This window comes from Intrasporangium calvum DSM 43043 (assembly GCF_000184685.1).
Classification (GTDB): domain Bacteria; phylum Actinomycetota; class Actinomycetes; order Actinomycetales; family Dermatophilaceae; genus Intrasporangium; species Intrasporangium calvum.
Genome location: NC_014830.1, coordinates 2,147,932 through 2,173,702, shown reverse-complemented (window position 1 = coordinate 2,173,702; position 25,771 = coordinate 2,147,932). Strand labels below are relative to the sequence as shown.

Here is a 25,771-nt window from a genome sequence, read left to right as displayed (position 1 = left end):
CCACACGCAGCCCGCCTGCCGCTGCGGAGCTGGCCGCACGGGAGTGTCGGGCGGCATACAGTGTCCTCCGTGCCAGGAACCGGTTCGCTCCTCAAGCGCGTCCTCATCGGCCGCGCGATGCGCAGCGACAAGCTCGGGGACACGCTGCTCCCCAAGCGCATCGCGCTGCCCGTCTTCGCGAGTGACGCCCTGTCGTCCGTCGCGTACGCCCCGGACGAGATCATGCTCATGCTCGGCCTTGCCGGCGGCGCCTTCGCCGTGACGCACAGCTGGCAGGTGACTCTCGCCGTCATCGCCGTCATGGCCATCGTCGTGGCCTCCTACCGGCAAAACGTCCACGCCTACCCCTCCGGGGGCGGCGACTACGAGGTCGCCAACGTCAACCTCGGGCCCAAGGCCGGCCTCACCGTGGCGAGCGCCCTGCTTGTCGACTACGTCCTCACGGTCGCCGTGTCCGTGTCCTCCGGCGTGCAGAACGCCGGGACGGTCCTGCCCTTCGTCCGGGGCAACGAGGTCGTCTTCGGGGTCGTGATGATCGCCTTCCTCACCGCGATCAACCTGCGCGGCGTCCGTGAGTCCGGGACGGCGTTCGCCATCCCGACGTACCTGTTCATGGTGGGCATCCTCGGCATGGCGGCCTACGGCTTCTACCAGCACTTCACCGGGACGCTGTCGTCCGCGCAGAGCGCCGACCTGACCCTCCTGCCGGAAGGCGGGGTGGACGGGGTCACCGGGATCGCGGCGGCCTTCCTCCTCCTGCGCGCCTTCTCGTCCGGATGTGCCGCGCTGACCGGCGTCGAGGCGATCTCCAACGGGGTGCCGGCCTTCCGCCCGCCGAAGAGCCGCAACGCCGCCACGACGCTGCTGCTCATGGGCACCCTGTCCATCACCATGATGGTCTCGATCGTCACCCTGAGCCAGTGGACCGGGGTCAAGATCGCCGAGGACCCAGCGACGCAGCTCGTGCGCGACGGTCGGCCGGTGGGGGAGGAGTACCACCAGCTGACGGCGATCGGTCAGCTGTCCGAGGCGGTCTTCTCGGACTTCCCGGTGGGCGTCGTCTTCGTGTCCATCGTCACCGGGCTGATCCTCTTCCTCGCGGCGAACACCGCGTTCAACGGCTTCCCGGTCCTCGGGTCGATCCTGGCCAAGGACGGATACCTCCCGCGCCAGCTGCACACCCGGGGGGACCGGCTCGCGTTCTCCAACGGCATCCTCATCCTCTCCGCGGGCGCCGCCTTCCTCGTCTTCGCGTTCCGCGCGAACGTCAACGCGCTCCTGCAGCTGTACATCGTCGGGGTCTTCGTGTCGTTCACCGTGAGCCAGACGGGCATGGTGCGCCACTGGACCCGGCACCTGCGCCTCGAGCGTGACGGTGCGGCTCGGCGTCGCATGCAGCGGTCCCGGGTCATCAACGCGGTCGGTGCGACGATGTCCGGCATCGTCCTCCTCGTCGTCCTGGTGACAAAGTTCCAGCACGGGGCGCGCTATGCGATCCTGGCCATGGGCGTCCTCTTCCTGCTGATGCTCGCGATCAAGCGCCACTACGGCCGGGTGAGCCGCGAGCTGGCCATCGACTGGGAGACCGACAAGCCGGTGCTGCCCAGCCACGTGCACGCGATCGTCTGCATCTCCAAGGTGCACAAGCCGACGATGCGCGCCCTCGCCTACGCCCGAGCGAGCCGGCCCTCGGTGCTCGAGGCCATCACGGTGGACGTCGACCCCGACGACACGAAGGCGCTCATCGCCGAGTGGGAGCGGCGCGAGATCCCGGTCACCCTCAAGGTCCTCTCCTCGCCGTACCGCCAGATCACCCGGCCCATCCTCGACTACGTGCGGTCGATCCGCAGCGGCAACCCTCGCGACGTCGTGACCGTCTACCTGCCCGAGTACGTCGTGGGCCACTGGTGGGAGCAGCTGCTGCACAACCACAGCGCGCTGCGCCTCAAGGCCCGCCTGCTCTTCACCCCCGGCGTCATGGTGGTCAGCGTGCCCTGGCAGCTCGTCTCGGCCGAGGGCGCCGAGCGCGAGTGGATCGACGAGCCGCCCATCCCAGGTTCCGTCCGCGGCGGCGGCGTGTGAACGCTCGTCGCCCACGCGAGCGTCCGGCGGGCCGGCCGAGCCTGGCCGGGGTCGAGTGGACCGTCGACGTCGGACCCGTCGCCCACGGCGGCCACTGCGTCGCCCGGCACGAGGGGCAGGTCATCTTCGTGCGCCATGCCCTGCCGGGGGAAAGGGTCGTCGCACGGGTGACCGAGGGCCGGATCGGGGACCGGTTCGTGCGCGCTGACGCCGTCGAGGTCCTCACCGCCTCGCCGCACCGCGTGGTGCCACCCTGCCCCTATGCCGCGGCGCGAGTCTGCGGCGGCTGCGACTTCCAGCACGCCACCCTGCCGTACCAGCGCGAGCTCAAGGCGGCCGTGGTCCGTGAGCAGCTGGCCCGGCTAGCCGGCCTCGACGTGGACCCGGAGGTCCAGCCGGTGCCGGGCGACGAGGACGGCCTGCGCTGGCGCACCCGCGTCGAGTTCGCCGTGAACCGCTCGGGGCGGGCCGGACTGCGGGGTCACCGGTCGCGCCACATCGTCCCCGTCGACGACTGCCTCATCGCGACGCGGGGTGTGGTCGGATCCGGCGTCCTGGACACGGACTGGTCAGGCTGCACCGCGGTCGACGTGGTGGACGCGGCACATCCCGAGGAGCCGGTGCTCGTCCCGCTCCCACTGGCCAAGGGCCTCGACGCCGGCGGGGGCCTCGTCGGCGAGCGCGTCGTCGACGGGGAATGGGCGGGGGAGTACGTCGTCGCCGCTCGCGGCTTCTGGCAGGTGCACCCCGGTGCCGCCTCGACCTTCCTCTCGCGAGTCGTCTCGCTCCTGGAGCCCGCGCCGGGTGACCGGGTGATCGACCTGTACGCCGGCTCAGGGCTGTTCACCATGCGGCTCGGGGAGCTCGTCGCGCCGGATGGCTTCGTCCTCGGCGTGGAGGGTGACCGGGCCGCGGTGGCGAACGGCGCGCTCAACACCGAGCATCTCGAGAACGTCGAGTGGCGGACCAACCGGGTCGAGCGCGAGCTCGCCTCCCTCGTGGCCCAGGGCATCAGCGCCGACCTCGTCGTCCTCGACCCGCCCCGCACCGGTGCCGGACCGGCAGTGATGGCCGACCTCGCAGCGCTGCAGCCCCGGCGTGTCGTCTACGTCGCGTGCGATCCTGCGGCGCTCGCCCGCGACGTCCAGGCGGCCGGTGCACACGGCTACCGGCTGGCGCACGTGGAGGCGTGGGACGCCTTCCCGATGACCCATCACGTCGAGTGCATCGCCGTGCTCGAGCCCGGCCCCTGAGCGTCACCCGGTGCGGGGGTCGACCACGTCAAACGCCGTCGCGAGGGGCTGGGAGCGAGCTCAGCGGCATCCGCGTCCATCCCTTGGCACGGGGACGGCACAGGCTGACAATGGTCGCGGCGTGTGGTTAGATATCTTGATATCAAGATAAATTGACGAGCACGACATCCAACTTCAGTTGCTGGAAGGAGCCCGCTGTGGGCAGTGTTGACAGCTTCAAGGCCAAGGGGACCCTCGAGGTGGGCGCCCAGTCCTACGAGGTCTACCGCCTGGCTTCGGTCGAGGGTCACGAGACCCTCCCGTACAGCCTCAAGGTCCTCCTCGAGAACCTGCTGCGCACCGAGGACGGCGCGAACATCACAGCCGACCACATCCGCGCGCTCGCCGGATGGGACGCGAACGCCCAGCCCGACACAGAGATCCAGTTCACCCCGGCCCGCGTCATCATGCAGGACTTCACCGGCGTGCCGTGCGTCGTCGACCTCGCCACGATGCGCGAGGCCGTCGCCGACCTCGGCGGCGACCCGGCCAAGATCAACCCGCTCGCACCCGCTGAGCTCGTCATCGACCACTCGGTGATCGTCGACGTGTTCGGTCGCCCCGACGCGTTCGAGCGCAACGTCGAGATCGAGTACGAGCGCAACCGCGAGCGCTACCAGTTCCTGCGCTGGGGCCAGACCGCCTTCGACGACTTCAAGGTCGTCCCGCCGGGCACCGGCATCGTCCACCAGGTCAACATCGAGCACCTGGCCCGGACCGTCATGGTCCGCGACATCGATGGTGAGCGGGTGGCCTACCCCGACACCTGCGTCGGCACCGACTCGCACACGACGATGGTCAACGGCCTCGGGGTCCTCGGCTGGGGCGTCGGCGGCATCGAGGCCGAGGCGGCCATGCTCGGCCAGCCCGTGTCGATGCTCATCCCTCGCGTCGTCGGCTTCAAGCTCTCCGGGTCCATCCCGCCCGGGGCGACGGCCACCGACGTCGTCCTCACGATCACCGAGATGCTGCGCCAGCACGGCGTCGTCGGCAAGTTCGTCGAGTTCTACGGCGAGGGTGTCTCCCAGGTGCCGCTGGCCAACCGCGCCACCATCGGCAACATGAGCCCCGAGTTCGGGTCCACCTGCGCGATCTTCCCGATCGACGACGTCACGCTCCAGTACCTGCGCCTCACCGGCCGCTCCGCCGAGTCGGTGGCGCTCGTCGAGGCCTACGCCAAGGAGCAGGGCCTCTGGCTGAACGCCGGCCCCGACCAGCCCGAGGCGCGCTACAGCGAGTACCTCGAGCTCGACCTGTCGACCGTCGTGCCCTCGATCGCCGGGCCGAAGCGCCCGCAGGACCGGATCGCCCTCACCGACGCCAAGGACGCCTTCCGGAAGGTGCTCCCCACCTACGTGTCGCACCACGAGGGCGACCCCGGGCACGCCACGAGCTTCCCGGCGAGCGACCCGACCCCGCAGGGGTCCGACGAGGGCCTCAACGGTGGCGACAAGCCGGCCGACGAGGGCGACGGTGACGGCCGACCCTCCCGCAAGGTGCTCGTCAAGGAAGCCGACGGCCGCGAGTTCGAGATCGACCACGGCATCGTGTCGATCGCCTCGATCACCAGCTGCACCAACACGTCCAACCCTTCCGTCATGATGGCGGCGGCCATGCTCGCCAAGAACGCTGTCGAGAAGGGCCTCGCGGTGGCTCCGTGGGTCAAGACGTCGATGGCGCCGGGCTCCAAGGTCGTCACGGGCTACTACGACAAGGCCGGCATGTGGCCCTACCTGGAGAAGCTCGGCTTCCACCTCGTCGGCTACGGCTGCACGACCTGCATCGGCAACTCGGGACCGCTCAACGAGGAGATCTCCGCGGCCATCAACGAGAACGACCTCGCGGTGACCGCGGTGCTCTCGGGCAACCGCAACTTCGAGGGCCGGATCAACCCTGACGTCAAGATGAACTACCTCGCGAGCCCGCCCCTCGTCATCGCCTATGCGCTCGCCGGGTCGATGGACTTCGACTTCGAGGCCGAGCCGCTCGGTCAGGACAGCGAGGGCAACGACGTCTTCCTCAAGGACATCTGGCCTTCGCCCGAGGACGTCGAGCGCACCATCGCCACGAGCATCAACACCGAGATGTTCACCGCGGACTACGCCGACGTCTTCGCGGGTGACGAGCGCTGGCAGTCGCTGCCGACGCCTGCGGGCGACACCTTCGAGTGGGACAGCGAGTCCACCTACGTCCGCAAGCCGCCGTACTTCGACGGCATGGCGGCCGAGCCGGCTCCGGTCGCCGACATCGAGGGCGCGCGCGTCCTCGCCAAGCTCGGTGACTCGGTGACGACCGACCACATCAGCCCGGCCGGCTCCATCAAGGCCGACAGCCCCGCTGGCCGGTACCTCCAGGAGCACGGGATCGAGCGCAAGGACTTCAACTCCTACGGCTCGCGGCGTGGCAACCACGAGGTGATGATCCGCGGGACGTTCGCCAACATCCGGCTGAAGAACCTGCTCCTCGACGGCGTCGAGGGCGGCTTCACGCGTGACTTCACGCGCGGCGGCGAGCAGTCCTTCATCTACGACGCGGCCCAGAACTACGCCGCGGCCGGCACACCGCTCGTCATCCTCGCGGGCAAGGAGTACGGCTCGGGCTCCTCGCGCGACTGGGCGGCGAAGGGCACCAGCCTGCTCGGCGTCAAGGCGGTCATCGCCGAGAGCTACGAGCGGATCCACCGCTCCAACCTCATCGGCATGGGCGTCATCCCGCTCCAGTTCCCGCAGGGTCAGAACGCCGACTCGCTCGGCCTGACCGGAACCGAGACCTTCGCGTTCAGCGGCATCACCGAGCTCAACGAGGGCCGGACGCCGAAGACGGTTCACGTCGTCGCCACGGCCGAGGACGGCACGACCACGGAGTTCGACGCGGTCGTCCGCATCGACACGCCCGGTGAGGCGGACTACTACCGCAACGGGGGCATCCTCCAGTACGTGCTCCGCTCGCTCGTCGCGAGCTGACCCACCCGCAACACACCCGGAAACCGAGTGCCGGCCCCTGAAGCATCAGGGGTAGGCGCTCGGTTTCCGGGTGTGTTGCCGTGTGCTGCCGGGTGTTGGTGTGCTGCCGGGTCCTTGCCGCCAGGTAGGAGCGCCCGCTTTGGCCACCTGGGTCCGAGGCGGGGACAATGGGCGCATGGCAGCGGTCACCCCACCCGGCTGGCCGGAGGGAGTCCCCCCGGCCCACACGCCCGGCTGGCAGGACCGCGCGGTGCTGTGGCTGCTCGACCAGTGCCCGCCCGACTACCGTGCCTATACCGGGTGGCGCAAGCACCCGATCGCCCTCGCCTGGCTCACTGGCCGGCACCTCGAGGGACAGGTCGGCGCGATGCGCCAGGCGTGGCGCGAGGCCCGCGTCGAGATCGGCCCGCACGTCCCCGCAGACGCCCTCGACGAGATCCTCGGCCAGATCGAGGCCGAGGGGATCCGGCTGCTCGCCGCGTCCCGCTCCGCCCGCCTCCTCCACGAGGCTCTCCAGGGCAAGGTCTTCGCGCCGCGGCTGTGACCCGCCCCCGAAGGACGGAAGGACGCCGAGCGCGCCCTGTCGTGGACCCAGCTCAGCGGCATACGGCCATCGGGTGGTGGGGGGGGTGGTGTGAGGTTGGTGACGAAAGCGCGCGGCCCAGCCCCGCGGGTTCGGGAGCCGGAGCCGACACGCCGTAGACTCGATCGACCCCCGAACGAGAGGACCCGGCCAGCGTGAGCCTGCTCGACCAGATCGAGAGCCCAGCGGACCTCAAGGCGCTCCCGGCAGCCGACCTGCCGACGCTCGCCGAGGAGATCCGCTCCTTCCTCGTCACCGAGGTCAGCCAGACCGGGGGACACCTCGGCCCCAACCTCGGCGTCGTCGAGCTGACCATCGCCCTGCACCGGGTCTTCGACTCGCCGCGCGACACGATCGTCTTCGACACCGGGCACCAGTCCTACGTCCACAAGCTGCTCACCGGCCGGCACGACTTCAGCAGGCTCAAGAAGCAGGGCGGCCTCTCCGGCTACCCGTGCCGCGCCGAGTCCGAGCACGACGTCGTCGAGAACTCGCACGCCTCCACCGCGCTCTCGTGGGCCGACGGCATCGCCAAGGGCCGCCGGCTGCGGGGGGAGATGGGACGCCACACGGTGGCGGTCATCGGGGACGGAGCCCTCACGGGGGGCATGGCATGGGAGGCGATCAACAACATCGCCGTCGACAAGGACCTGCCGCTCGTCATCGTCGTCAACGACAACGAGCGCTCCTACGCGCCGACCATCGGCGGCCTCGCCGAGCACCTCGCGACGCTGCGCACGACCCAGGGCTACGAGCGGTTCCTCGACTGGGGGAAGCGATCGCTCGCCCGGACGCCCGTCGTCGGTGGCGCCATGTTCGAGACGCTCCACGGGGTCAAGAAGGGGATCAAGGACATCGTTGCCCCGCAGGGGATGTTCGAGGACCTCGGCCTGAAGTACTACGGGCCCGTCGACGGCCATGACGAGCAGGCCGTCGAGAAGGCGCTGCGGCAGGCGAAGGACTTCGGCGGACCGGTCATCGTCCACGTCATCACCCAGAAGGGCCGTGGCTACCAGCCGGCCATCGACGACGTCGCCGACCACATGCACGGCATCGGCAAGATCAACCCTGAGACGGGACTGCCCTTCGAGGTCTCGGGGCGGATCTGGACCGACGAGTTCAACGACGAGATGGTGCGCATCGGGGCCGAGCGTCCGGATGTCGTGGCGATCACCGCCGCGATGCTCATCCCCGTGGGGCTCGACGGCTTCGCCGCCGCCTACCCCGACCGGGTCTTCGACGTCGGCATCGCCGAGCAGCACGCCGTCACCATGGCCTCGGGTCTCGCCTTCAGCGGGCTGCACCCCGTGGTCGCGGTCTACGCGACGTTCCTCAACCGCGCCTTCGACCAGGTCCTCATGGACTGTGCGCTCCACCGGGCCGGGGTCACGTTCGTCCTCGACCGGGCGGGGATCACGGGGAGCGACGGCGCCTCCCACAACGGCATGTGGGACATGACGTTGACCTCGATCGTCCCCGGGCTGCGCCTCGCTGCGCCGCGCGACGGCGAGCAGGTCAAGCTGCAGCTGCGCGAGGCGCTCGACGTGTCCGACGGTCCGACCGTGCTGCGCTTCCCCAAGGGCGACGTCGCCGAGCCGGTCGCGGCGCTCCGCTCCGTCGGTGGCGTCGACGTCCTCCACGAGAGCGGGCCGGACGCGGTCGACGTCCTCGTCGTCGGGGTGGGGGCGTTCGCCGGGATGTCCGTCGACGTGGGCGAGAAGCTCGCCGCCCACGGCCACTCGGTCCGGGTCGTCGACCCGCGCTGGGTGCTCCCGGTCGACCCGGCGGTCGTCGAGCTGGCCCGCTCGGCCGGCGCGGTCGCGGTCGTCGAGGACAACCTCGTGAGCGGGGGCGTCGGCGCAGCCGTCACGCTCGCCCTGCGCGACGCGGGCCTGGACGTGCCGGTGCACTGCTTCGGCATCCCCAAGCGCTTCCTCACCCACGCCTCGCGAGGCCAGGTCCTCGAGGAGGTCGGGCTGACCCCTGACACCGTCGTCGCCGGGCTGACCGCGCGGCTGACCTGAGCCGTCGGAGCGGCACTCGGCCGTATGCCGCTGGGCTCGGTCGGGCTCGTCCGCGCGGTTCGCGAGATGGCGGCTGCTGTCGAGAGCGCACATGGAATCGGGCTCATTGTGGGCGGTGACCCCACGGAGCGGCGCTGACGGCTCAACTACCTTCGCCGAGACGGCTGGGTGACAACGGATCTCGCGACGACCAGGAGCGAGCGCCCACCAGAGGTGGAGGACAAAGGTGTCCAAGCGTTGGAGTGTCGTGCTGGCGGGAGCGCTGCTCAGCATGTCCGTGGCAGCATGTGGCACGCCGGGAGAGCCGGGCGCGCCTGCCGAGCAGGGCACCCCAGGTGCGGGCGGGGGCACGTCGGCAGCGCCGGTGAAGGTCGGTCTGGTCTACTCGAAGTCCGGCCCGCTGGCCACCTACGGCGAACAGTACCGGCAGGGCTTCGAGGCCGGCCTGGGGTACGCCACCCAGGGGACCGGCGAGGTCAACGGGCACAAGGTCGAGATCACGGAGCAGGACGACGCCGGCGACCCGGCGAAGGCGGTCGCCGCAGCGACCGACCTCATCGGGCAGGGCAACCAGATCATCGCCGGCTCGACGTCGTCCGGGGTCGCGCTCCAGGTCGCCCCGATCGCGAACGACAACAAGGTCCTGTTCATCTCCGGGCCGGCCGCCGCCGACGCGGTCACGGGCGCCAACAAGTACACGTTCCGTTCCGGTCGGCAGACCTACCAGGACGTCGCCACCGCGGGCTCGATGCTCGGTGACGTGTCCGGCAAGAAGGTCACCGTGCTCGCCCAGGACAGCGCCTTCGGCAAGGCCAACGTCGCGGCCGTCACGGCCGTCCTCGGAGGCAAGGGTGCCACGGTCGACTCCGTGGAGGTGCCGGCGGCGGCCACCGACGTGACCCCGTTCGCCACGAAGATCAAGGGCGCTTCCCCAGACCTGCTCTTCGTCGCGTGGGCCGGGGCCAACGCTGCGTCGATGTGGTCGACCCTCGAGCAGCAGGGCGTCTTCGAGTCGACCAAGGTGGTGACCGGGCTCGACATCAAGCCGACGCACGCGATCTTCGGCAAGGCGTCGACGCAGATCAACTTCCTGTCCCACTTCTTCGATGGGGCGGCCGACAATGCGGCCTACCAGGCCCTCGAGAAGGGACTCTCCGACCAGGGCGCGACCGTCGACCTGTTCACCAACGACGGATTCGTCGCGGCGCAGATGATCGTCCACGCCATCGAGGCGAGCGACACCGACGTGGATGCCATGGTCGCTGCCCTGGAGGGGTGGTCGTTCGAGGGCCCCAAGGGCCAGATCCAGATCCGGCCCGAGGACCACGCCGTGCTGCAGCCGATGTTCACGGCCACGCTCAAGCAGGAGGGCAGCACCATCGTGCCGGTCCTCGGCGAGACCCTCGACGCGGCAACCGTGGCTCCTCCGGTCACCCCGTTCAAGTGACCGCAGCCGTCATCAGTGGGCGCGCCATCGGCTGGCGGGTCGGTGGCGCCCAGATCCTCGATGACGTAACGCTCGACGTCGGGGCCGGTGAGCTGCTCGGCATCATCGGCCCCAACGGGGCGGGCAAGTCCTCGCTCGTCAACATCCTGAGCGGTGTCACCCGCCCGACGACCGGCACCGTGCACCTCGCCGGCGATGACGTGACGAGGCGGTCCGCAACCCGTCGGGCCCGCCTCGGTCTGTCACGGTCGTTCCAGACCTCCGCCCTCTTCGACGGCCTCACGGCGGGGGAGAACGTCCACCTCGCCGTCCAGGCGAGTGGTTCGGCGCCGTTCTCGCCGTTCCGCACGGCCCGACCGCGGCGGACTCCCGATGCCGGTGAGGGGGTCGAGGCACTGCTGCACCGAGTGCGGATCCGCGGACGGGGCGCCACGCTGGCTCGGGACCTGTCCCACGGGGACCGGCGCAAGCTGGAGCTGGCCATGGCGCTGGCGTCGAACCCCAAGGCGCTGCTCCTCGACGAGCCGATGGCCGGGGTCTCCGCCGAAGACGTCGACGGGCTGACGGAGATCATCGGCGAGGTCCGCGACTCGGGTGTCGCCGTCGCGATGGTGGAGCACCACATGCACGTCGTCCTCGGCCTCGCGGACCGCGTGGCCGTGCTGCACCACGGGCAGCTCCTCGCCACCGGTTCGCCCCGCGCGGTCACGCATGACGAACGCGTCCAACAGGCCTACCTGGGAGAAGCCCTGTGACTGAACAGCCCACCGCTCGCGACCCCAGGTCGCCGTCCCCCTCGGAGGTCGGCCCGGTCCTCACCGTCGCGGACCTCCACGTCCGGTACGGGGGCTCCCACGTCCTGCAGGGCGTCTCGTTCGACGTGCCGGCGACCGGCGTGACGGCCCTGCTCGGACGAAACGGCGTGGGAAAGACCACCACACTCAAGGCGATCATCGGACTCGCCCCCCGCAGCGGACGAATCGTCTTGCGGGGAAAGGAGATCCAGGACGAGCCGACACCGCGGATCATCCGTGCCGGCATCGGGTACGTCCCCGAGGACCGCGAGGTGTTCGGGGGTCTCACCGTCGACGAGAACCTGCGCCTCGTCGACCCTGACCTCGGCGTGGACGCGCCGATCGTCGGTCGACTGTTTCCCGACCTCGTCGCCCGCGGCAAGCAACGAGCGGGGACCCTGTCCGGGGGCCAGCAGCAGATGGTCTCGCTGGCTCGGGTCCTGCTGCGGACCACGTCGGTCCTGCTCGTCGACGAGCCCACGAAGGGTCTCGCGCCCAAGCTCGTCACCGAGGTCGCCGACGTGCTGGCCGAGGTGGCCCGCACCACCCCGATCCTGCTGGTCGAGCAGAACCTGCCGCTGGTGCGGCGGATCGCCGACACCGTGGTGGTCCTCGACGCAGGCCAGGTCGTCCATCGCGGGGGAGCGGCCGAGCTCGTCGCGGACGCAGACCTCACGCGTGAGCTGCTCGGCGTCTCGATGCGACGCGAGGGAGTGGCATGACCGACTTCGTCCTCATCATGGTCACCGGCGTCGGACTCGGCGCGCTGTACTTCCTCGCGGCCAGTGGCCTCAGCATCATCTACGGGCTGATGGGCGTGCTGAACTTCGCCCACGGCGCGTTCATGATGGCCGGCTCCTACGCCGGGTGGCTGACCATGGGGGCCCTCCCCGGCAGCTGGTCCGTCGCGACCCGCCTGCTGGTCGCGGTCGTCGTGGCCCTGGCCGTCGGGGCCGTCATCGGCCTTCTCGTGGAGGTGGTCCTCATCCGGCCCCTCTACCGGCACCACATCCAGCAGGTTCTGGTCACGGTCGGCCTGGCCCTGGCGAGCGTGGCGGCGGCGCAGGGCATCTGGGGCGCCGACCCACGCACCGTCGAGAAGCCCGAGTGGATGGGCGGAACGACCCTGGTTCTCGGCGCGCGGTTGCCGAACGACCGGTTCCTCTTCATCCTCGTCGCAGTCGCCGTCTTCCTCGGGCTGCTCGCGCTGCTCCACTACACGCGGCTCGGGCTCATCATCCGGGCGGGGGTGGAGAACCGGACCATGGTGGAGGCGCTCGGGATCAACGTGCACCGCACCTTCACCGTCGTCTTCGCCCTCGGTGGGGCGGCGGCGGCGCTCGCCGGGTTGCTCTACTCCCAGTACGCCGGCACGGTCTCGCCCGCTCAGGGCGGCTCACTGCTCATCTACGCCTTCATCGTCGTGGTCATCGGTGGCATGGGTTCGCTGGTGGGGACGGCGGTGGCTGCCGTGGCCGTGGGTCTCGTCCAGCAGCTCGCCAACTTCTATGCGGCCAGCGGGGTCGGTGACCTGTCCGTCGTCCTCTTGTTGGCCCTGGTCCTGCTGCTGCGTCCGACGTCCCTGAAGGGAGCCCCCGCATGAGGCCCGCCTCGCTGGTCAAGGTCCTCCCGGCCGCGCTCGTCGTCGCCGTGCTCGTCTACCTGCCCTACCTGCCCATCGAGCTGCCCGGGGTCCTCCCGGGGCGGGTGAACGGTCCGGGAAGCCTGCAGCTGCTCGCAACGTGCCTCGTCATCGCGGGCGTCGCACTCAGCTACGACGTCCTCTTCGGACGGACCGGCCTGCTCAGCTTCGGGCACGCCCTCTTCGTCGCGGCCGGCAGCTACCTCCTGACGATCTCCCTCGCGGACTGGTCCCTGCCGCTGCCGGTGGCGATCGTCGTCTCGCTCGCGACGACGACGTTGCTCGCTCTCGTGGTCGGGGGAATCGCCCTGCGGGTAAGTGGGATCGCCTTCGCCATGGTCACCCTCGCGTTCGCCCAGGCGGCGTCCATCATCGTCATGCGCAACCCGGGCGGAGTGACCGGGGGCGAGGAGGGCAAGTCCCTCAACCGCAGCGCCGTGCCGGACCTCCTCGTCGGGGTGGCCCACGCGCCATACCGGTACTGGCTCGCCCTCGGCTTCGTCGTCGTGTCCTTCGTCGCGGTGACCCTGCTCGTCCGCTCCAGGGCGGGACACGCGATGGCGGCCATCCGGGAGAACGAGGCCCGCGCCGCGGTCCTCGGCTTCGACACCTACCGCGTCAAGCTCCTGGCGATCGTGGTCGGCGCCTTTCTCGGGGGGCTCGGGGGCGTCGTCCACGCCCTCGTCCTCGGCGGCTCCAGCCCGCATGTCACGACCACCGAGTTCACGCTGGCGCTGTTGATCATGGTCGTCCTCGGAGGAGCCGGGAGCACCTGGGGGGCACTGCTCGGCGGCTTCCTCTACACCTACGCGGATGCGCGTCTCGTCGAGCTCAGCGGGGCCGGCTTCGCCGACGCGCTGCCCGACGTCGCCCAGCAGGTCCTCGCCGAGCCGCTCTTCGTGCTCGGGCTCTTCTTCATCGTCATCGTCTACTTCGCTCCGGCCGGCCTGACCGGACTCGGGGGCCGGCTCGTCAGGAGAGGTCGCGCAACATGAGCATCGCGCCTGCATTCGTCATCGAGCAGCCGGTCGGCAGTCTCGCGATCCACGACCTGACCCTGGGGGTCGCCCGCGAGGACGCCCCGGTCATCGTGGCCGTCCACGGGATCACCGCGAACGGTCTGTCGTGGCGCAGGGTGGCCGACGAGGTCGGGCGTCGCCATGGCCCCGGATCGATCCGCTTCCTCGCACCCGACCTGCGTGGCCGTGGCGGCAGTCGCCGTGTGCCGGCGCCCTACGGTCTGGCTGCTCACGTGAAGGACCTGACGTCCATCGCGTCCGTCTTCGGGGCGGCTCCGCTCCTCGTCGGGCACTCGATGGGAGCGTTCGTCGCTGCCTTGGCGCTGGCGACCCATCCCGAGCGGTTCTCCGCAGCGGTCCTGGTCGACGGAGGCCTGGCCTTCCCGGCCCCCCCGGACCTCGACATCGACGCAGCGCTGACGGCGGTGATCGGGCCGGCCATGGACCGGCTCGCCATGCGCTTCGACGGCCTCGAGGACTACCTCGCCTTCTGGGAGCACCATCCGAGTCTCGGCCCGGCGTTGCGTGGCGCGGCCGGCGATGCGGTCCGTGAGTACCTCAGCCACGACCTCGTCGAGGACGAGGCTGGCTCCGGCCGGTGGCGCAGCTCGTGCGTGCTGGAGGCCGTCCGGGTCGACGGCGCGGACGTCCTCGCCGACCCGGTGACCCACGGAGCCGTCCGGCGTGCGGACGACCTCGGCAGGCCGGTCGAGCTCGTCTGGGCCCACCGGGGCCTGCTGAACGAGCCACAGGGCCTGTACGACGAGGGGCGACTCGCCGCGCTCGACCTGCCGCCCGGCGTTCGCGTCACGGCCGTCGACGCCAACCACTACGACGTCATCCTCGACGAGCCGGGGGTCACCGCGGTGGTGGACGCGATCGACCGGCACCTGGGGAGGTCGGGCTGACGATCGCCTCGTCAGGTCGCGACGAGGAGCCGACGGAGGCGCAGGGCGAGCTGCAGCTCGAGCGCCTCCTCCGGGTGCTGCCACGAGGGACCGAGCAGGGCCCCGATGCGCTCCAGTCGTTGCGACACGGTGTTGACGTGGACGTGCAGGCCGGCGGCCGCGTGCCGTGGGCTCGACCCCGCCGCGAAGTAGGCCTCGAGGGTGCCGAGGAGGTCGGTCCCCCGCCGTTCGTCATAGTCCAGCACCGGGGCCAGGATGCGGTTGACGTAGTCGGCGACGTCGGGGTCCGAGCCGACGATGAGGCCGGCGAAGCCGAGCTGGGTGGCGGCCGCGCCCTGGCCACGGCGACCGAGCGCGATGAGGGCCCGGGCGGTCCGGGCTCCCTCCTCATGGGCCGCGGGGATGCCGCCGATCCCGGCGACGGGTCCGACCCCAGCCACGGTCACCGGAGACCTGCGGCCGACACGCGCAGCGATGGACTTGGCCAGCGCATCGGCGTCGCTGGCCGGCACGAGAGCCACGATGTGGTCGTCATCGGCTCCGACGAGCGAGCCTTCGCCCGCGGCCGTGCTCGCCGACATGATGAGCGCACGGGTCGTCGCGGTGTCCTCGCCAAGCATGACGAGCAGGCAGAACGGCACGACCACCGGGTCGAAGCCGGCCCCGCGGGCGAGCTGGACCCGCTCGGCCTCCGTGCCCCGGCCGGCGACGAGGTCTGACAGCACCCGGTTGCGCTCGGCCTGTCGCGCGTCGGCCGCGTTGCGCTCGAAGAGCAGCACGAGCGAGGTCACCATCCCGGCGCGCTCGACGGTCCGCGCGTCCGCATCGTGAAGGGAGCCGACCTCCCCGAGGAGGAGGGTGCCGAGGCGCTCGTGCGCGGCGTTGATCATCACGGCGTAGGTCCCGCCCTCGTGGACGAGTCGGCCGCCCGCCGTCGCGGCCCGGTCCTGCAGCAGCTGGGCCTCGGGGCTGCGAACGAGGTCCGGCGCCGGACCGGTGGACGAGCGGACCGCGCCGTTCTCGTCGAGCAGCACCGCCCAGCCGCCGAGGAGCTCGGCCACCGCGTGGGTGATGCCCTCGACCCCGCCCCCACCGAGGACCAGATTGGCGAAGCGGTCGTGGGCCGCGGCCGCCTTCTCGATTCCCGCGGCGTACTGGCGAACCGTCTCGTGCGCCTCCTTGAGCGCCTGCACGGCGTGCTCTGCGTCCGCGAGGGCGCGGGTCTGGACGAGGGTCACGGCAGCGAGGGTCGCGAGGTTGGTCAGCAGCGCCACGTCCTCCCGGGTGAAGGGCCGGGCGGTACGGTTCGCCGCGAACAGCACCCCGACGAAGTCGGACTCGACGATGAGCGGCGTGCCGCAGATGGAGACGATGCCCTCCTCGCCCACGGCTCCGTCAATGGTCCCGGTGTGCTGGAACCGGTCGTCTGACCAGTAGTCGGCGGTCCAGTAGGGCTTGCGGGTCGAGGCGACCAGCCCTCCGAGGCCGTCGCCGAGGGCCAGCCGGACCGACTGGAACGCGGCCGAGACCGATCCAGAAGTGGCCCGCATGAAGATGTCGTCGGCCTCTGCGTCGTAGAGCGTGAGGTAGGCGAGGTCGGTCTGGAGCAGGTGCCGGGCCCGGCGGACGATCGCCTCGAGGACCTGCGCCGGATCGTGCTCGGTGGCGAGCTCGCGGGAGGTGTCGAGGAGGGCGGTGAGCCCGGCCTCCCGGTGCTGGTGGACGTCGCGGGTGTGAGCGATGCGCAGCGCCAGGTCCCGGGCGGCGGGTGGGGCCGTGGTGGCGGCGATGTCGGCGACGGTGGCTCCGGAGGCCAGCAGCTCGAGCAGGTGGAGCACCTGCTCGGTCACCGTGTCCGCGGACGTCGTCACGTGGCCGATCATAGGCAGGATCCGTGGGGCAGCGGACGGGCCCCTCAGTGGGCAGTCCAGCCGCCGTCCATGACGAAGGACGTCCCGGTGACCGACGCGGCGGCGGGGCCGCAGAGGAACAGGGCGAGGGCGGCGACCTCGGCCGGCTCGACGAGCCGCTTGACAGCGACCGGCGAGAGCATGATCTTCTCGATGACCTCGCTCTCGGGGATGCCGTGGGTGCGGGCCTGGTCGGCGATCTGGGTCTCGACGAGAGGGGTGCGCACATAGGCCGGGTTGATGCACACGGACGTCACCCCGTGCGGTGCGCCTTCCAGGGCGACCACCTTCGAGAGTCCCTCCAGCCCGTGCTTGGCGGTGACGTAGGCCGACTTGAAGGGGCTCGCCCGGAGGCCGTGCACGCTCGAGATGTTGATGACCCGTCCCCAACCGCCGGCATACATGTGCGGCAGCGACTGGCGGATGAGGCGGAAGGGTGACACGAGCATGAGGTCGAGGATGAAGTCGAACCGGTCGAGCGGGAACTCCTCGATCGGGCTCACGTGCTGGATGCCCGCGTTGTTGACGAGGATGTCCACGTCCGTCGGCAGGTCGGCCAGGGCGTCGAGGTCGGCCAGGTCCGCGACGACCGTCGTCAGCGTCGCCTCCTCCGCGAGGGCGGTGAGCCCGGCGTCGTCGCGGTCGACGGCATGGACGGTCGCGCCGGCCCGGCTCAGGGCTCGGGCGATGGCTGCCCCGATCCCGCTCGCGGCCCCCGTGACGAGCGCCGTACGGCCGGTGAGGTCCACCGGGTTGGTCGCCACCGCGTCGTCCGTGGTCCCGCGTGCGGGGCGGGGCCCGGACTCGTCGTCGCGGGCATCGTTGCGGGCGTCTGGCATGCGGGAAGACTATGAACCGGCCGACAGCCCGATCATGTGCCTTGCCGCCACAAATCGGGGACGAGGGTGTGGTCCGCCGCTGGCCCCGCGAGGAGGTGCGGTCAGATGGCGGTCAGATGGCGGTCAGATGTCGCGGAACACCTCGATCGTCGCGCCGAGCGCGTTGAGGCGCTCCGCGAGGTCCTCGTAGCCGCGGTTGATGACGTACACATTGCGCAGGACGGACGTGCCGGGTGCGGCGAGCATGGCGAGGAGGACGACGACACCGGGGCGCAGTGCCGGCGGGCAGACGACCTCGGCAGCCCGCCACCGGGTCGGGCCCTCGATCATGACGCGGTGCGGGTCGAGCAGCTGCACCCGCGCGCCGACCTTGGTCAGCTCGGTCAGGTAGATTGCCCGGTTCTCGTAGACCCAGTCGTGGATCATGGTGCTGCCCTCAGCCACGGCGCCGATGAGCGCGAAGAAGGGCAGGTTGTCGATGTTGAGCCCCGGGAAGGGCATCGGGTGGATCTTGTCGGTCGGCGCCCTCAGGGGACCCGGGATCGTGGTCAGGTCCACGAGCCGCGTCTTGCCGTTCGCGGAGGTGTACTCGGAGCTGAGGTCGTACTTCATCCCCATCTCCTCGAGGGTCGCCAGCTCGATCTCGAGGAACTCGATCGGCACGCGGCGGATGGTGATGCGCGAGTCCGTGACGACGGCGGCCGCGAGCAGGCTCATCGCCTCGATGGGGTCCTCGCTGGGCGAGTAGTCGACGTCGACGTCGATCTGCGACCTGCCGTGGACGACCAACGTGGTCGAGCCGATGCCCTCGATCCGGACCCCGAGCTTCTCGAGGAAGAAGCACAGGTCCTGGACCATGTAGTTGGGGGACGCGTTGCGGATCACGGTGCGTCCGTCATGGCGGGCGGCGGCCATGAGGACGTTCTCGGTGACCGTGTCGCCCCGCTCCGTCAGCACGATGGCTCGGCTCGGGTTGACCGAGCGGTCGGACCGCGCCTCGTAGAAGCCGTGCGTCGCGGTCACCTCGAGGCCGAAGTGCCGAAGCGCCGCGAGGTGGGGCTCGACCGTGCGGGTGCCGAGGTCGCAGCCACCGGCGTAGGGGAGCTGGAAGTTCGGGTGCTCGTGCAGCAGCGGCCCGAGGAACATGATGACCGTGCGGGTGCGCCGCGCGGCGGCGACATCGATGTCCTCGAGGTGCAGCTGCGCCGGGGGGATGATCTCCAGGTCGTTGCTGTCGGGCAGCCAGCGGGTCCGGACGCCGATCGAGGAGAGCACCTCGAGGATCCGGTTGACCTCCTCGATCCGGGCGAGGCTCCGCAGGGTCGTCCGGCCCCGGTTGAGCAGGGAGCCGCAGAGCAGGGCGACGGCCGCGTTCTTCGAGGTCTTGACGTCGATGGAGCCGGAGAGCTGCTTGCCCCCGACGATGCGCAGGTGCTGTGGCCCGGAGTGCCCGACGGAGACGAACTCGGAGTCGAGGGCATCACCGATCTTGGCCAGCATGTCGAGGCTGAGGTTCTGCTTGCCGGCCTCGATCCGTGTGACGGCACCTTGCGAGGTCCCCAGGAGCTCGGCGAGCTCCGCCTGGGTCATCGCCTTGTGGCGGCGGGCGTCGCGGATGAGGCCGCCGATTCGGGTGAGGTAGCTTTCAGACACGGATCGAGGCTAACTCATATATGAGTTACTGCAACTCGGGCATGGGGGAGGACCCCAGCACCGCGCCGACGGGCGTGCACGGCAGCCACGGGTGGCGTGCTCGGCTGCCCCGGGGGTCGAAGGTGAGGTCGACTCCGTCCTGGACGAGCGCGGTCCGGATCAGCCGGGCCGGTCCGGGGCGGAACGGCGCGAGGGCGATCCCCATGACGCGCAGGGCGGCCCGGGGGATGTGACCCACGGCAGGCTGGCCGGTGACGAGCCGGGCGAACTGCTCCATCGTGAGGTTGTCGGGACCTCCGACCTCGATCACCTCACCACGCAGGTCGGGGTCGGCGGCGGCCCGGGTCACGGCAGCGGCGACGTCGTCCACGGTGACGAAGTTGATCGGGTTCTGCCCGCGTCCGAAGACCTTGGGGACGCCCTTGCGGTTCGTCGTGCTGCGGATGACGTCGGCCCAGGTCTCGGCGAACGCCGAGGCGCGCACGACGGTCCAGTCCATCGGTCCGTTCCGGAGGAACCGCTCCGCGTCGGACTTCATCCGGAAGAGCTCCATCGGATGGTCCCGGTCCGCTCCGACGACTGAGACGAGCACGATCCGGGCCCCGGCACGGCGTGCCGCCGAGATGAGGTTGCGATTCCCGTCCCGGTCGACAACCGCCGGCGACTCTCCCGACGCCGGATCCATCCCGTGCACCGCCGAGACGACCACCGTGGCGCCGTCGAGGGCCTGCTCGAGCGTGTCCGGCTCCCGGACGTCGGCTGCGACGAAGGCCCCCGGCCCGCCTCCCGGCCCGCCCACCGGGGCGTGTCTGGCCACCACCCGCACGGTCTCGCCCCGCTCCACCAGATCACTGACGACGCGCCCGCCCAACCGGCCCGTCCCGCCGACGACGACGATCATCGTGCTCCCCTCCACCTCAGGTCGGTCCGCCCGCGTCGCCGGCGGATCCACCAAGGGTGACCCTCCGCGGGCCGCGCCGGCAGGGTCGAACGTCCCGTCCCGTCAGCGGCCCCCCGTCGCGAGACGGAAGCAGCCGTATGCCGCTGGGCCGGGTCCCCGCCCCGCGCTCGAGCTGAGCGGGCGGCGAGGGACCGAGCCCAGCGGCATACAGCCTCGTCGTCGGTGCCTCAGGAAGGAAGCGTGGACACGCCCGCCGGCAGGAAGCGGTGGCCGGTGACGCGCTCCGCGACGCCGGTGCGGTCGAGGAGCGGCGTGATGCCACCGTTCCAGAACTGGAAGCCGGCCCCGGTGATCATCGCGAGGTCGATGTCCATGGGGGACTGGGCGACCTCCTCGTCGAGCATCCGGCGCGCCTCGTCGGCGAGCACGGTGAGCACCCGTTCGCGCACCTGGTCCACGTCGAGCACGACCGGGTCGGCCGGCCTCTCGATGAGCTCGGCCGCCTCTGGGGTGAGGACCGGCCGGCCCGAGCTGAGGTCGTAGAAGCCGGGCAGCTTCGCCGCGACGAGACGCTGAAGCGTCGGCGACGCGTAGAACCGGTCCGGGAAGGCCCGGACCAGCGTCTCGCCGTTGTGCAGGGCGATCGCCGGTCCCACGAGGCCGATGAGGACGAACGGGGGCATCGGGGCCAGCCCGGCGAACGCCCGGTCGACCACCTCGATCGGGGTGCCCTCGTCGACGATCCGGGCCGCCTCTCCCATGAACCGGCCGAGCAGCCGGTTGACGATGAACGACGGCCGGTCGGCGGCGCGGATGCACGTCTTCTTCAGGTCCTTGCCGACCGCGAAGGCGGTCGCCAGCGTCGCGTCGTCGGTCTGCGCGCCGGGGATGATCTCGAGAAGCGGCATCACGGCGACCGGGTTGAAGAAGTGGAAGCCCACCACCCGCTCCGGGTGCTGGAGATCGGCGGCCATCTCGGTGATCGAGAGGCTCGACGTGTTCGTCGCGAAGACGCACTCGGCACCGGTGACCTGCTCCAGCTCGGCGAAGACCTGCTTCTTGACCGACATCTCCTCGAAGACCGCCTCGATGACGAAGTCGGCATCAGCGAAGCCGGCCTTGCTCGTCGAGCCGCTGACGAGAGACCGGTAGCGGGTCAGACGGTCCCGGCTGATCCGGCCCTTGGCCGCGAGCCTGTCGAGCTCGGCGTGCACGTAGCCGACGCCCTTGGCGACCCGGTCGTCATCGATGTCGGTGAGCACGACCGGGACCTGGAGGCGCTGGACGAACAGGAGGGCGAGCTGGCTCGCCATCAACCCGGCACCCACGATCCCGACCTTGGTCACGGTGCGCGCGAGCGCCTTGTCGGGGGCGCCGGCGGGGCGCTTGGCCCGCTTCTGGACGAGCTCGAACGCGTAGAGCCCGGCGCGCAGCTCGTCACTCATGATGAGGTCGGCCAGTGCCTCGTCCTCGGCCGCGAAGCCCTCGTCACGGGTGGTGGCGCGCGCGGCCGCCACGAGGTCCAGCGCGGCGTAGGGCGACTTCGCGTGGCGGCCCGTCTTGACGTCGGCGAGGCGCCTGGCCGTGCTGACCGCGGCGGTCCAGCTCGCCTCGTCCCGGTCGACCGGGGGCCGGTCGACGGTCACCGCGCCGGTCAGGACGCCGCCGGCCCACGCGATCGAACGCTCGAGGAAGTCGGCCGGCTCGAAGATCGCGTCCGCGATCCCCAGGGAGAACGCCTCCGGGCCGCGGAGCATCCGGTTCTGGGACAGCGGGTTGTCGACGATGACCTTGAGGGCCTTCTCGACGCCGACGAGGTTGGGCAGCAGCCAGCAGCCGCCCCAGCCGGGGACGATTCCGAGGAAGACCTCGGGGAGCGCGACGGCGGGGACGCCCGAGCTGATCGTGCGGTAGGTCGCCGACAGGGCCAGCTCGACCCCGCCACCCATGGCCGCGCCGTTGACGAACGCGAACGTCGGCACCGGCAGGTCGGCCAGGGCGGCGAAGGCTGCGTGGCCGGCCCGGGCGACGGCGAGTGCCTGGTCCCGCTCTGTGAGGAGGGGGATCCCGGTCAGGTCGGCGCCGACCGCGAAGATGAACGGCTTCCCCGTGACGGCCACGGCCGCGATCTGGCCGTCCTCGGCCCGGGTCCGGAGGGCATCGACGGCGGCGTGGAGCTCCGCGATCGACTGGGGGCCGAACGTCGTGGGGCGCGTGTGGTCGAGCCCGTTGTCGATGGTGATCAGGGCGAGGGCGCCCGCGCCGCCCGGGAGGGTGACGTCGCGGACGTGGGCGTGGGTCACGACCTCCTCGCCGAACTGCAGGCTCGGCGTCGCGGCTGCTGGCGTCGTCGTGGCAGTCACTGGGCGTCCTCCGTGGTGGTGGCGGAAGCGACGGTGTCGCTCTGGTAGTCCGGGTGGTGGGGGTTCTCCCAGATGACGGTGCCGCCCATGCCGAGGCCGATGCACATCGAGGTCAGCCCGTAGCGGACGTCCGGGTGCCCCTCGAACTGGCGCGCCAGCTGGGTCATGAGGCGGACTCCGGAGCTGGCGAGCGGGTGGCCGACCGCGATGGCCCCGCCGTACTCGTTGACGCGAGGGTCGTCGTCGGCGATGCCGAAGTGGTCGAGGAATGCGAGGACCTGGACCGCGAACGCCTCGTTCAGCTCGAAGAGGCCGATGTCGGCGATGGTGAGGCCCGCCTTGGTGAGCGCCTGCTCGGTGGCCGGGACGGGGCCCACGCCCATCACCTCGGGTTCGACACCGACGAAGGCGTAGGACACGAGCCGCATCCGCACCGGCAGGCCGAGCTCGGTGGCGGCCGCCTCGGAGGCGAGCAGGCACGCCGTCGCGCCGTCGTTGAGTCCGGCCGCGTTGCCGGCGGTGACGTTGCCGTGCGGACGGAACGGGGTCTTGAGGGCGGCCAGGTCAGCGAGTGTGGTGCCGGGCCGAGGGGGCTCGTCCTCGGTCGCCAGGCCCCAGCCGAGCTCCGCGTGACGGACGGCGACGGGGACGAGGTCGGGTTGGATCTTGTGGTTGGCGTACGCCTTGGCGAGCTTGTCCTGGCTTCCGACGGCGAACGTGTCGGCCCGCTCCTTCGTCAGCTGCGGGAACCGGTCGTGGAGGTTCTCGGCGGTCTTGCCCATGACGAGGGCGTCGGGGTCGACGAGCCGCTCGGCGACGATGCGCGGGTTGGGGTCGACGCCCTCGCCCATCGGGTGGCGGCCCATGTGCTCCACGCCGCCGGCGATGGCGATGTCGTAGGCGCCGAAGGCGATGGCGCTCGCGGTGCTCGTCACGGCGGTCATGGCGCCGGCGCACATCCGGTCGATCGAGTACCCGGGAGTGGAGGTCGGGAGCCCGGCGAGGAGGGCGGCGGTGCGACCGATGGTCAGGCCCTGGTCGCCGATCTGGGTCGTCGCGGCGATGGCAACCTCGCCGACGCGGTGGGTGGGGAGGGCCGGGTTGCGGGTGAGCAGCTCCCGGATGCAGCGGATGACGAGGTCGTCGGCGCGGGTCTGGGCGTAGATGCCCTTGTCACCCGCCTTGCCGAACGGGGTTCGGACGCCGTCGACGAAGACGACCTCATTGAGCTGGCGGGGCACGGAGCCTCCTAGGGAGAGGGAACGTTCCCGCTGATCCTACTGCTCAGTAACTTTGTCGCCAACGGGTGGTCCAGTGACGGTCCTCACGGGCGACGACGAGGCCGGATGCCGCTGGGCTCGCTCGGCGGGTCCGGTCCAGCTCCCGAGGGCTTCCTCCCTGCCTCTTGCCGGAGCCACGTGACCAGATGGGTGCCGCAGCGGGACGATCAGGCGCGGGGGTGCTCGGCGCAGGCCAGGGCGATCAGTGGGGCGGCCAGCCTCGTCTGCCACGTGCGAGCGCCCATCGCCGCCAGTTCCTCGGCGACCGCTGCCGTGGTCGGGGCCGCCGGCCCTTCCCAGAGGTAGCGACGGAGCAGGTCGGGGGTCAGGACGTTCTCGACCGGGATGACGAGCTCTTCGGACAGACCGGCGAGCAGCTCCCGGGCCCGCGCCAGGCGGGCGGCGGCCACAGGGTCTCGATCGGCCCAGGTGCGCGGCGGGGGAGGGCCGGTCGAGGGGAGGGCCAGGGGCGGCAGGTCCTCCTCCGGCAGCGCGAGCGCCGCGCCGACCACGTCGATCAGCGCCTCCTGGTGTCGGCGGATGGAGCGGGCGAGGCGAGGGTCCGACGAGGTGAGGGTCCGGGGTGGACGCTCCGCGCGCTGGTGCGCGATGGCGATCTCGGCGATGGCGGCGTCGGGCACGATCCGCCCGGGTGACACATCGCGCTGTCGGGCGAGCTCGTCCCGCCAGACCCAGAGCTCCCGGACGATGGCCGTGCCGCGGCGGGCCCGGATGCGGTGGATCCCCGAGGTGCGTCGCCACGGGTCGACCCGCGGCTCGGGTCCGGTGAACTGCAGCAGGGACTGGAACTCCTCCGCGGCCCACCCGGCCTTGCCCTGCCGCTCGAGGTCCGCGTGCACCGCGTGCCGCAGGTCGACGAGGACCTCGACGTCGAGAGCCGCATAGCGAAGCCAGGGCTCGGGCAGCGGCCGGATCGACCAGTCGACGGCGGAGTGCTCCTTGGCGAGCTGCAGGCCCAGGTAGTGCTCGACCATGGCCCCCAGGCCGACGCGGGGCAGCCCGGCGAGCCGGCCCCCCAGCTCGGTGTCGAAGAGGACCCGGGGCTGCAGCCCGACCTCGGCGAGGCACACGAGGTCATGGGTGGCGGCGTGGAGGATCCACTCGGCGTCACCGATGGCGCGGTCGAGCGGGCTGAGGTCCGGCACGGCGACCGGGTCGAGGAGGACGGTTCCCGCTCCCTGCCGGCGGACCTGGACCAGGTAGGCGCGCTGGCCGTAGCGGTAACCCGAGGCTCGCTCGGCATCCACCCCGATCGGGCCGGAGCCCGCGGCGATGGCCGCGGCCGCACGGAGCAGCGCACGCTCGTCGGTGACGACCTCAGGGACCCCGTCACTCGGCATGGTCAGTGGCGTCAGCGGCCTGGTGGGCTCGGGCGTCGCCGGCGAGCTCGGCTCGGCACTCACCGGCGCTGTCCGGGCAGCGGCACGACCCCGTCGGGCAGCGGGGGGATCCCGCCGATGGTGCACAGCAGGTCCGCCCAGGCGCGGAGGTGCTCGGTCAGCTCGCCGCCCAGGGGAGTCCACGACGCCCGGATCTCCATCTCGACGCTCGGGTCGCGGTCGGCGAGCCCGCCGAAGCTCTCGCTCAGCACGCGGGTCACGGTGCCGGCCTGCGCGGTCCAGCCGACGCCACGGCCGCGGAGCGAGTCCGTGAGCCAGGACCAGCCCACGGCCCCGAGCATGGGGTCGCTCGCCAGCTCCGGCTCGAGCTCGGCCCGCGCGAACGTCACGATGCGCCAGGTGCCGTCCCACGTCTCGGGGCCCGAAGGGTCGTGCAGGACGACGAAGCGTCCGGTCGCGAGCTCCGCGTCCGGGTCGGCCGGGTCGATGACGTCAGCGGTGAGCGCCGCGGCGAAGGGCGCGATCCGGGTGGGGGCAGGTACCTCGGTGAGGCGCACTTCGGAGCGCACCCGGACGTCGCGAAGGGCGGTGAGCACCTTCGCGAAGTCCGCGCCGTGGTTGCCCGGCAACGTTCTCGTGTGCACCCGATGAGGGTATGCCGCCGGGGTGGTTTTGTCCGCAGGGCACGCCGGGACGCGTGACCGGGTCAT

General features: G+C 71.2%; 19 protein-coding genes. 11 read left to right on the top strand and 8 right to left on the bottom strand.

What is annotated here, in order from left to right:
* Window positions 1-117 precede the first annotated feature (117 nt).
* The 11 genes from INTCA_RS09795 (at window position 118) to INTCA_RS09745 (ending at window position 14,754) form a co-directional block, all read left to right on the top strand.
* Window positions 118-2,082, top strand: a complete 1,965-nt coding sequence (locus INTCA_RS09795; RefSeq protein ID WP_052338107.1) for an APC family permease — start codon at window positions 118-120, stop codon at window positions 2,080-2,082.
* Entirely contained in the window at window positions 2,079-3,335 is a 1,257-nt protein-coding gene (locus INTCA_RS09790; protein WP_013492754.1) for a class I SAM-dependent RNA methyltransferase, read from the top strand. The genes INTCA_RS09795 and INTCA_RS09790 overlap by 4 nt, the downstream gene beginning before the upstream one ends.
* A gap of 197 nt (window positions 3,336-3,532) precedes the next feature.
* On the top strand, window positions 3,533-6,337 hold the full coding sequence (gene acnA / locus INTCA_RS09785; protein ID WP_013492753.1) for an aconitate hydratase AcnA: 2,805 nt from the start codon (window positions 3,533-3,535) through the stop codon (window positions 6,335-6,337).
* Window positions 6,338-6,512: 175 nt separating this feature from the next.
* Window positions 6,513-6,881 carry a hypothetical protein gene (locus INTCA_RS09780; protein WP_052338001.1) on the top strand — a complete coding sequence of 123 codons (369 nt, stop codon included), beginning with the start codon at window positions 6,513-6,515 and terminating at the stop codon, window positions 6,879-6,881.
* A 194-nt stretch (window positions 6,882-7,075) separates the two neighbouring features.
* Window positions 7,076-8,944, top strand: a complete 1,869-nt coding sequence (gene dxs, locus INTCA_RS09775) for a 1-deoxy-D-xylulose-5-phosphate synthase (protein ID WP_013492751.1) — start codon at window positions 7,076-7,078, stop codon at window positions 8,942-8,944.
* 226 nt (window positions 8,945-9,170) lie between these two features.
* The gene (locus tag INTCA_RS09770) at window positions 9,171-10,391 is read left to right on the top strand and encodes a substrate-binding domain-containing protein (protein ID WP_013492750.1); all 1,221 of its coding nucleotides are present in this window, start codon (window positions 9,171-9,173) and stop codon (window positions 10,389-10,391) included.
* Window positions 10,388-11,146, top strand: coding sequence for an ABC transporter ATP-binding protein (locus INTCA_RS09765; protein ID WP_013492749.1), 759 nt, complete (start codon window positions 10,388-10,390; stop codon window positions 11,144-11,146). Before INTCA_RS09770 ends, INTCA_RS09765 begins: the two co-directional genes overlap by 4 nt.
* On the top strand, window positions 11,143-11,907 hold the full coding sequence (locus tag INTCA_RS09760; protein WP_013492748.1) for an ABC transporter ATP-binding protein: 765 nt from the start codon (window positions 11,143-11,145) through the stop codon (window positions 11,905-11,907). Before INTCA_RS09765 ends, INTCA_RS09760 begins: the two co-directional genes overlap by 4 nt.
* A complete protein-coding gene (locus tag INTCA_RS09755; RefSeq protein ID WP_013492747.1) occupies window positions 11,904-12,788 on the top strand; it encodes a branched-chain amino acid ABC transporter permease in 885 nt (294 codons plus the stop codon). Before INTCA_RS09760 ends, INTCA_RS09755 begins: the two co-directional genes overlap by 4 nt.
* Window positions 12,785-13,822, top strand: coding sequence for a branched-chain amino acid ABC transporter permease (locus INTCA_RS09750; protein WP_013492746.1), 1,038 nt, complete (start codon window positions 12,785-12,787; stop codon window positions 13,820-13,822). The genes INTCA_RS09755 and INTCA_RS09750 overlap by 4 nt, the downstream gene beginning before the upstream one ends.
* Window positions 13,819-14,754, top strand: coding sequence for an alpha/beta hydrolase (locus INTCA_RS09745; protein ID WP_013492745.1), 936 nt, complete (start codon window positions 13,819-13,821; stop codon window positions 14,752-14,754). The genes INTCA_RS09750 and INTCA_RS09745 overlap by 4 nt, the downstream gene beginning before the upstream one ends.
* 11 nt (window positions 14,755-14,765) lie before the next feature.
* On the opposite strand, the gene INTCA_RS09740 is transcribed toward INTCA_RS09745, so the two are convergent.
* The 8 genes from INTCA_RS09740 to INTCA_RS09705 all read right to left on the bottom strand — a co-directional run bounded on the left by INTCA_RS09740 (window position 14,766) and on the right by INTCA_RS09705 (window position 25,705).
* A complete protein-coding gene (locus INTCA_RS09740) occupies window positions 14,766-16,625 on the bottom strand; it encodes a helix-turn-helix domain-containing protein (RefSeq protein WP_234423992.1) in 1,860 nt (619 codons plus the stop codon).
* Between the two features lie 44 nt (window positions 16,626-16,669).
* Entirely contained in the window at window positions 16,670-17,503 is an 834-nt protein-coding gene (locus INTCA_RS09735) for a 3-hydroxybutyrate dehydrogenase (protein ID WP_013492743.1), read from the bottom strand.
* Between the two features lie 123 nt (window positions 17,504-17,626).
* Complete coding sequence (locus tag INTCA_RS09730) at window positions 17,627-19,156, bottom strand: helix-turn-helix domain-containing protein (RefSeq protein WP_013492742.1); 1,530 nt, start codon at window positions 19,154-19,156, stop codon at window positions 17,627-17,629.
* Between the two features lie 25 nt (window positions 19,157-19,181).
* Window positions 19,182-20,108 (bottom strand): SDR family oxidoreductase, encoded by a 927-nt coding sequence (locus tag INTCA_RS09725; RefSeq protein WP_244859901.1) that lies wholly within the window; start codon window positions 20,106-20,108, stop codon window positions 19,182-19,184.
* Between the two features lie 176 nt (window positions 20,109-20,284).
* Window positions 20,285-22,420: a 3-hydroxyacyl-CoA dehydrogenase NAD-binding domain-containing protein gene (locus INTCA_RS09720; protein ID WP_013492740.1), complete on the bottom strand. Its 2,136-nt coding sequence runs from the start codon at window positions 22,418-22,420 to the stop codon at window positions 20,285-20,287.
* Window positions 22,417-23,661, bottom strand: coding sequence for a thiolase family protein (locus tag INTCA_RS09715; RefSeq protein ID WP_013492739.1), 1,245 nt, complete (start codon window positions 23,659-23,661; stop codon window positions 22,417-22,419). Before INTCA_RS09715 ends, INTCA_RS09720 begins: the two co-directional genes overlap by 4 nt.
* A 206-nt stretch (window positions 23,662-23,867) precedes the next feature.
* Complete coding sequence (locus INTCA_RS09710) at window positions 23,868-25,124, bottom strand: HRDC domain-containing protein (protein ID WP_013492738.1); 1,257 nt, start codon at window positions 25,122-25,124, stop codon at window positions 23,868-23,870.
* Window positions 25,121-25,705 (bottom strand): DUF3000 domain-containing protein, encoded by a 585-nt coding sequence (locus INTCA_RS09705; RefSeq protein WP_041307508.1) that lies wholly within the window; start codon window positions 25,703-25,705, stop codon window positions 25,121-25,123. Before INTCA_RS09705 ends, INTCA_RS09710 begins: the two co-directional genes overlap by 4 nt.
* Between the last annotated feature and the right edge of the window lie 66 nt (window positions 25,706-25,771).

Coding starts and splice junctions, on each gene's coding strand:
- INTCA_RS09795 (WP_052338107.1), top strand. CDS start 118: ATGCGCAGCGACAAGCTCGGGGACACGCTGCTCCCCAAGCGCATCGCG.
- INTCA_RS09780 (WP_052338001.1), top strand. CDS start 6,513: ATGGCAGCGGTCACCCCACCCGGCTGGCCGGAGGGAGTCCCCCCGGCC.
- INTCA_RS09755 (WP_013492747.1), top strand. CDS start 11,904: ATGACCGACTTCGTCCTCATCATGGTCACCGGCGTCGGACTCGGCGCG.
- INTCA_RS09750 (WP_013492746.1), top strand. CDS start 12,785: ATGAGGCCCGCCTCGCTGGTCAAGGTCCTCCCGGCCGCGCTCGTCGTC.
- INTCA_RS09745 (WP_013492745.1), top strand. CDS start 13,819: ATGAGCATCGCGCCTGCATTCGTCATCGAGCAGCCGGTCGGCAGTCTC.
- INTCA_RS09735 (WP_013492743.1), bottom strand. CDS start 17,503: ATGCCAGACGCCCGCAACGATGCCCGCGACGACGAGTCCGGGCCCCGC.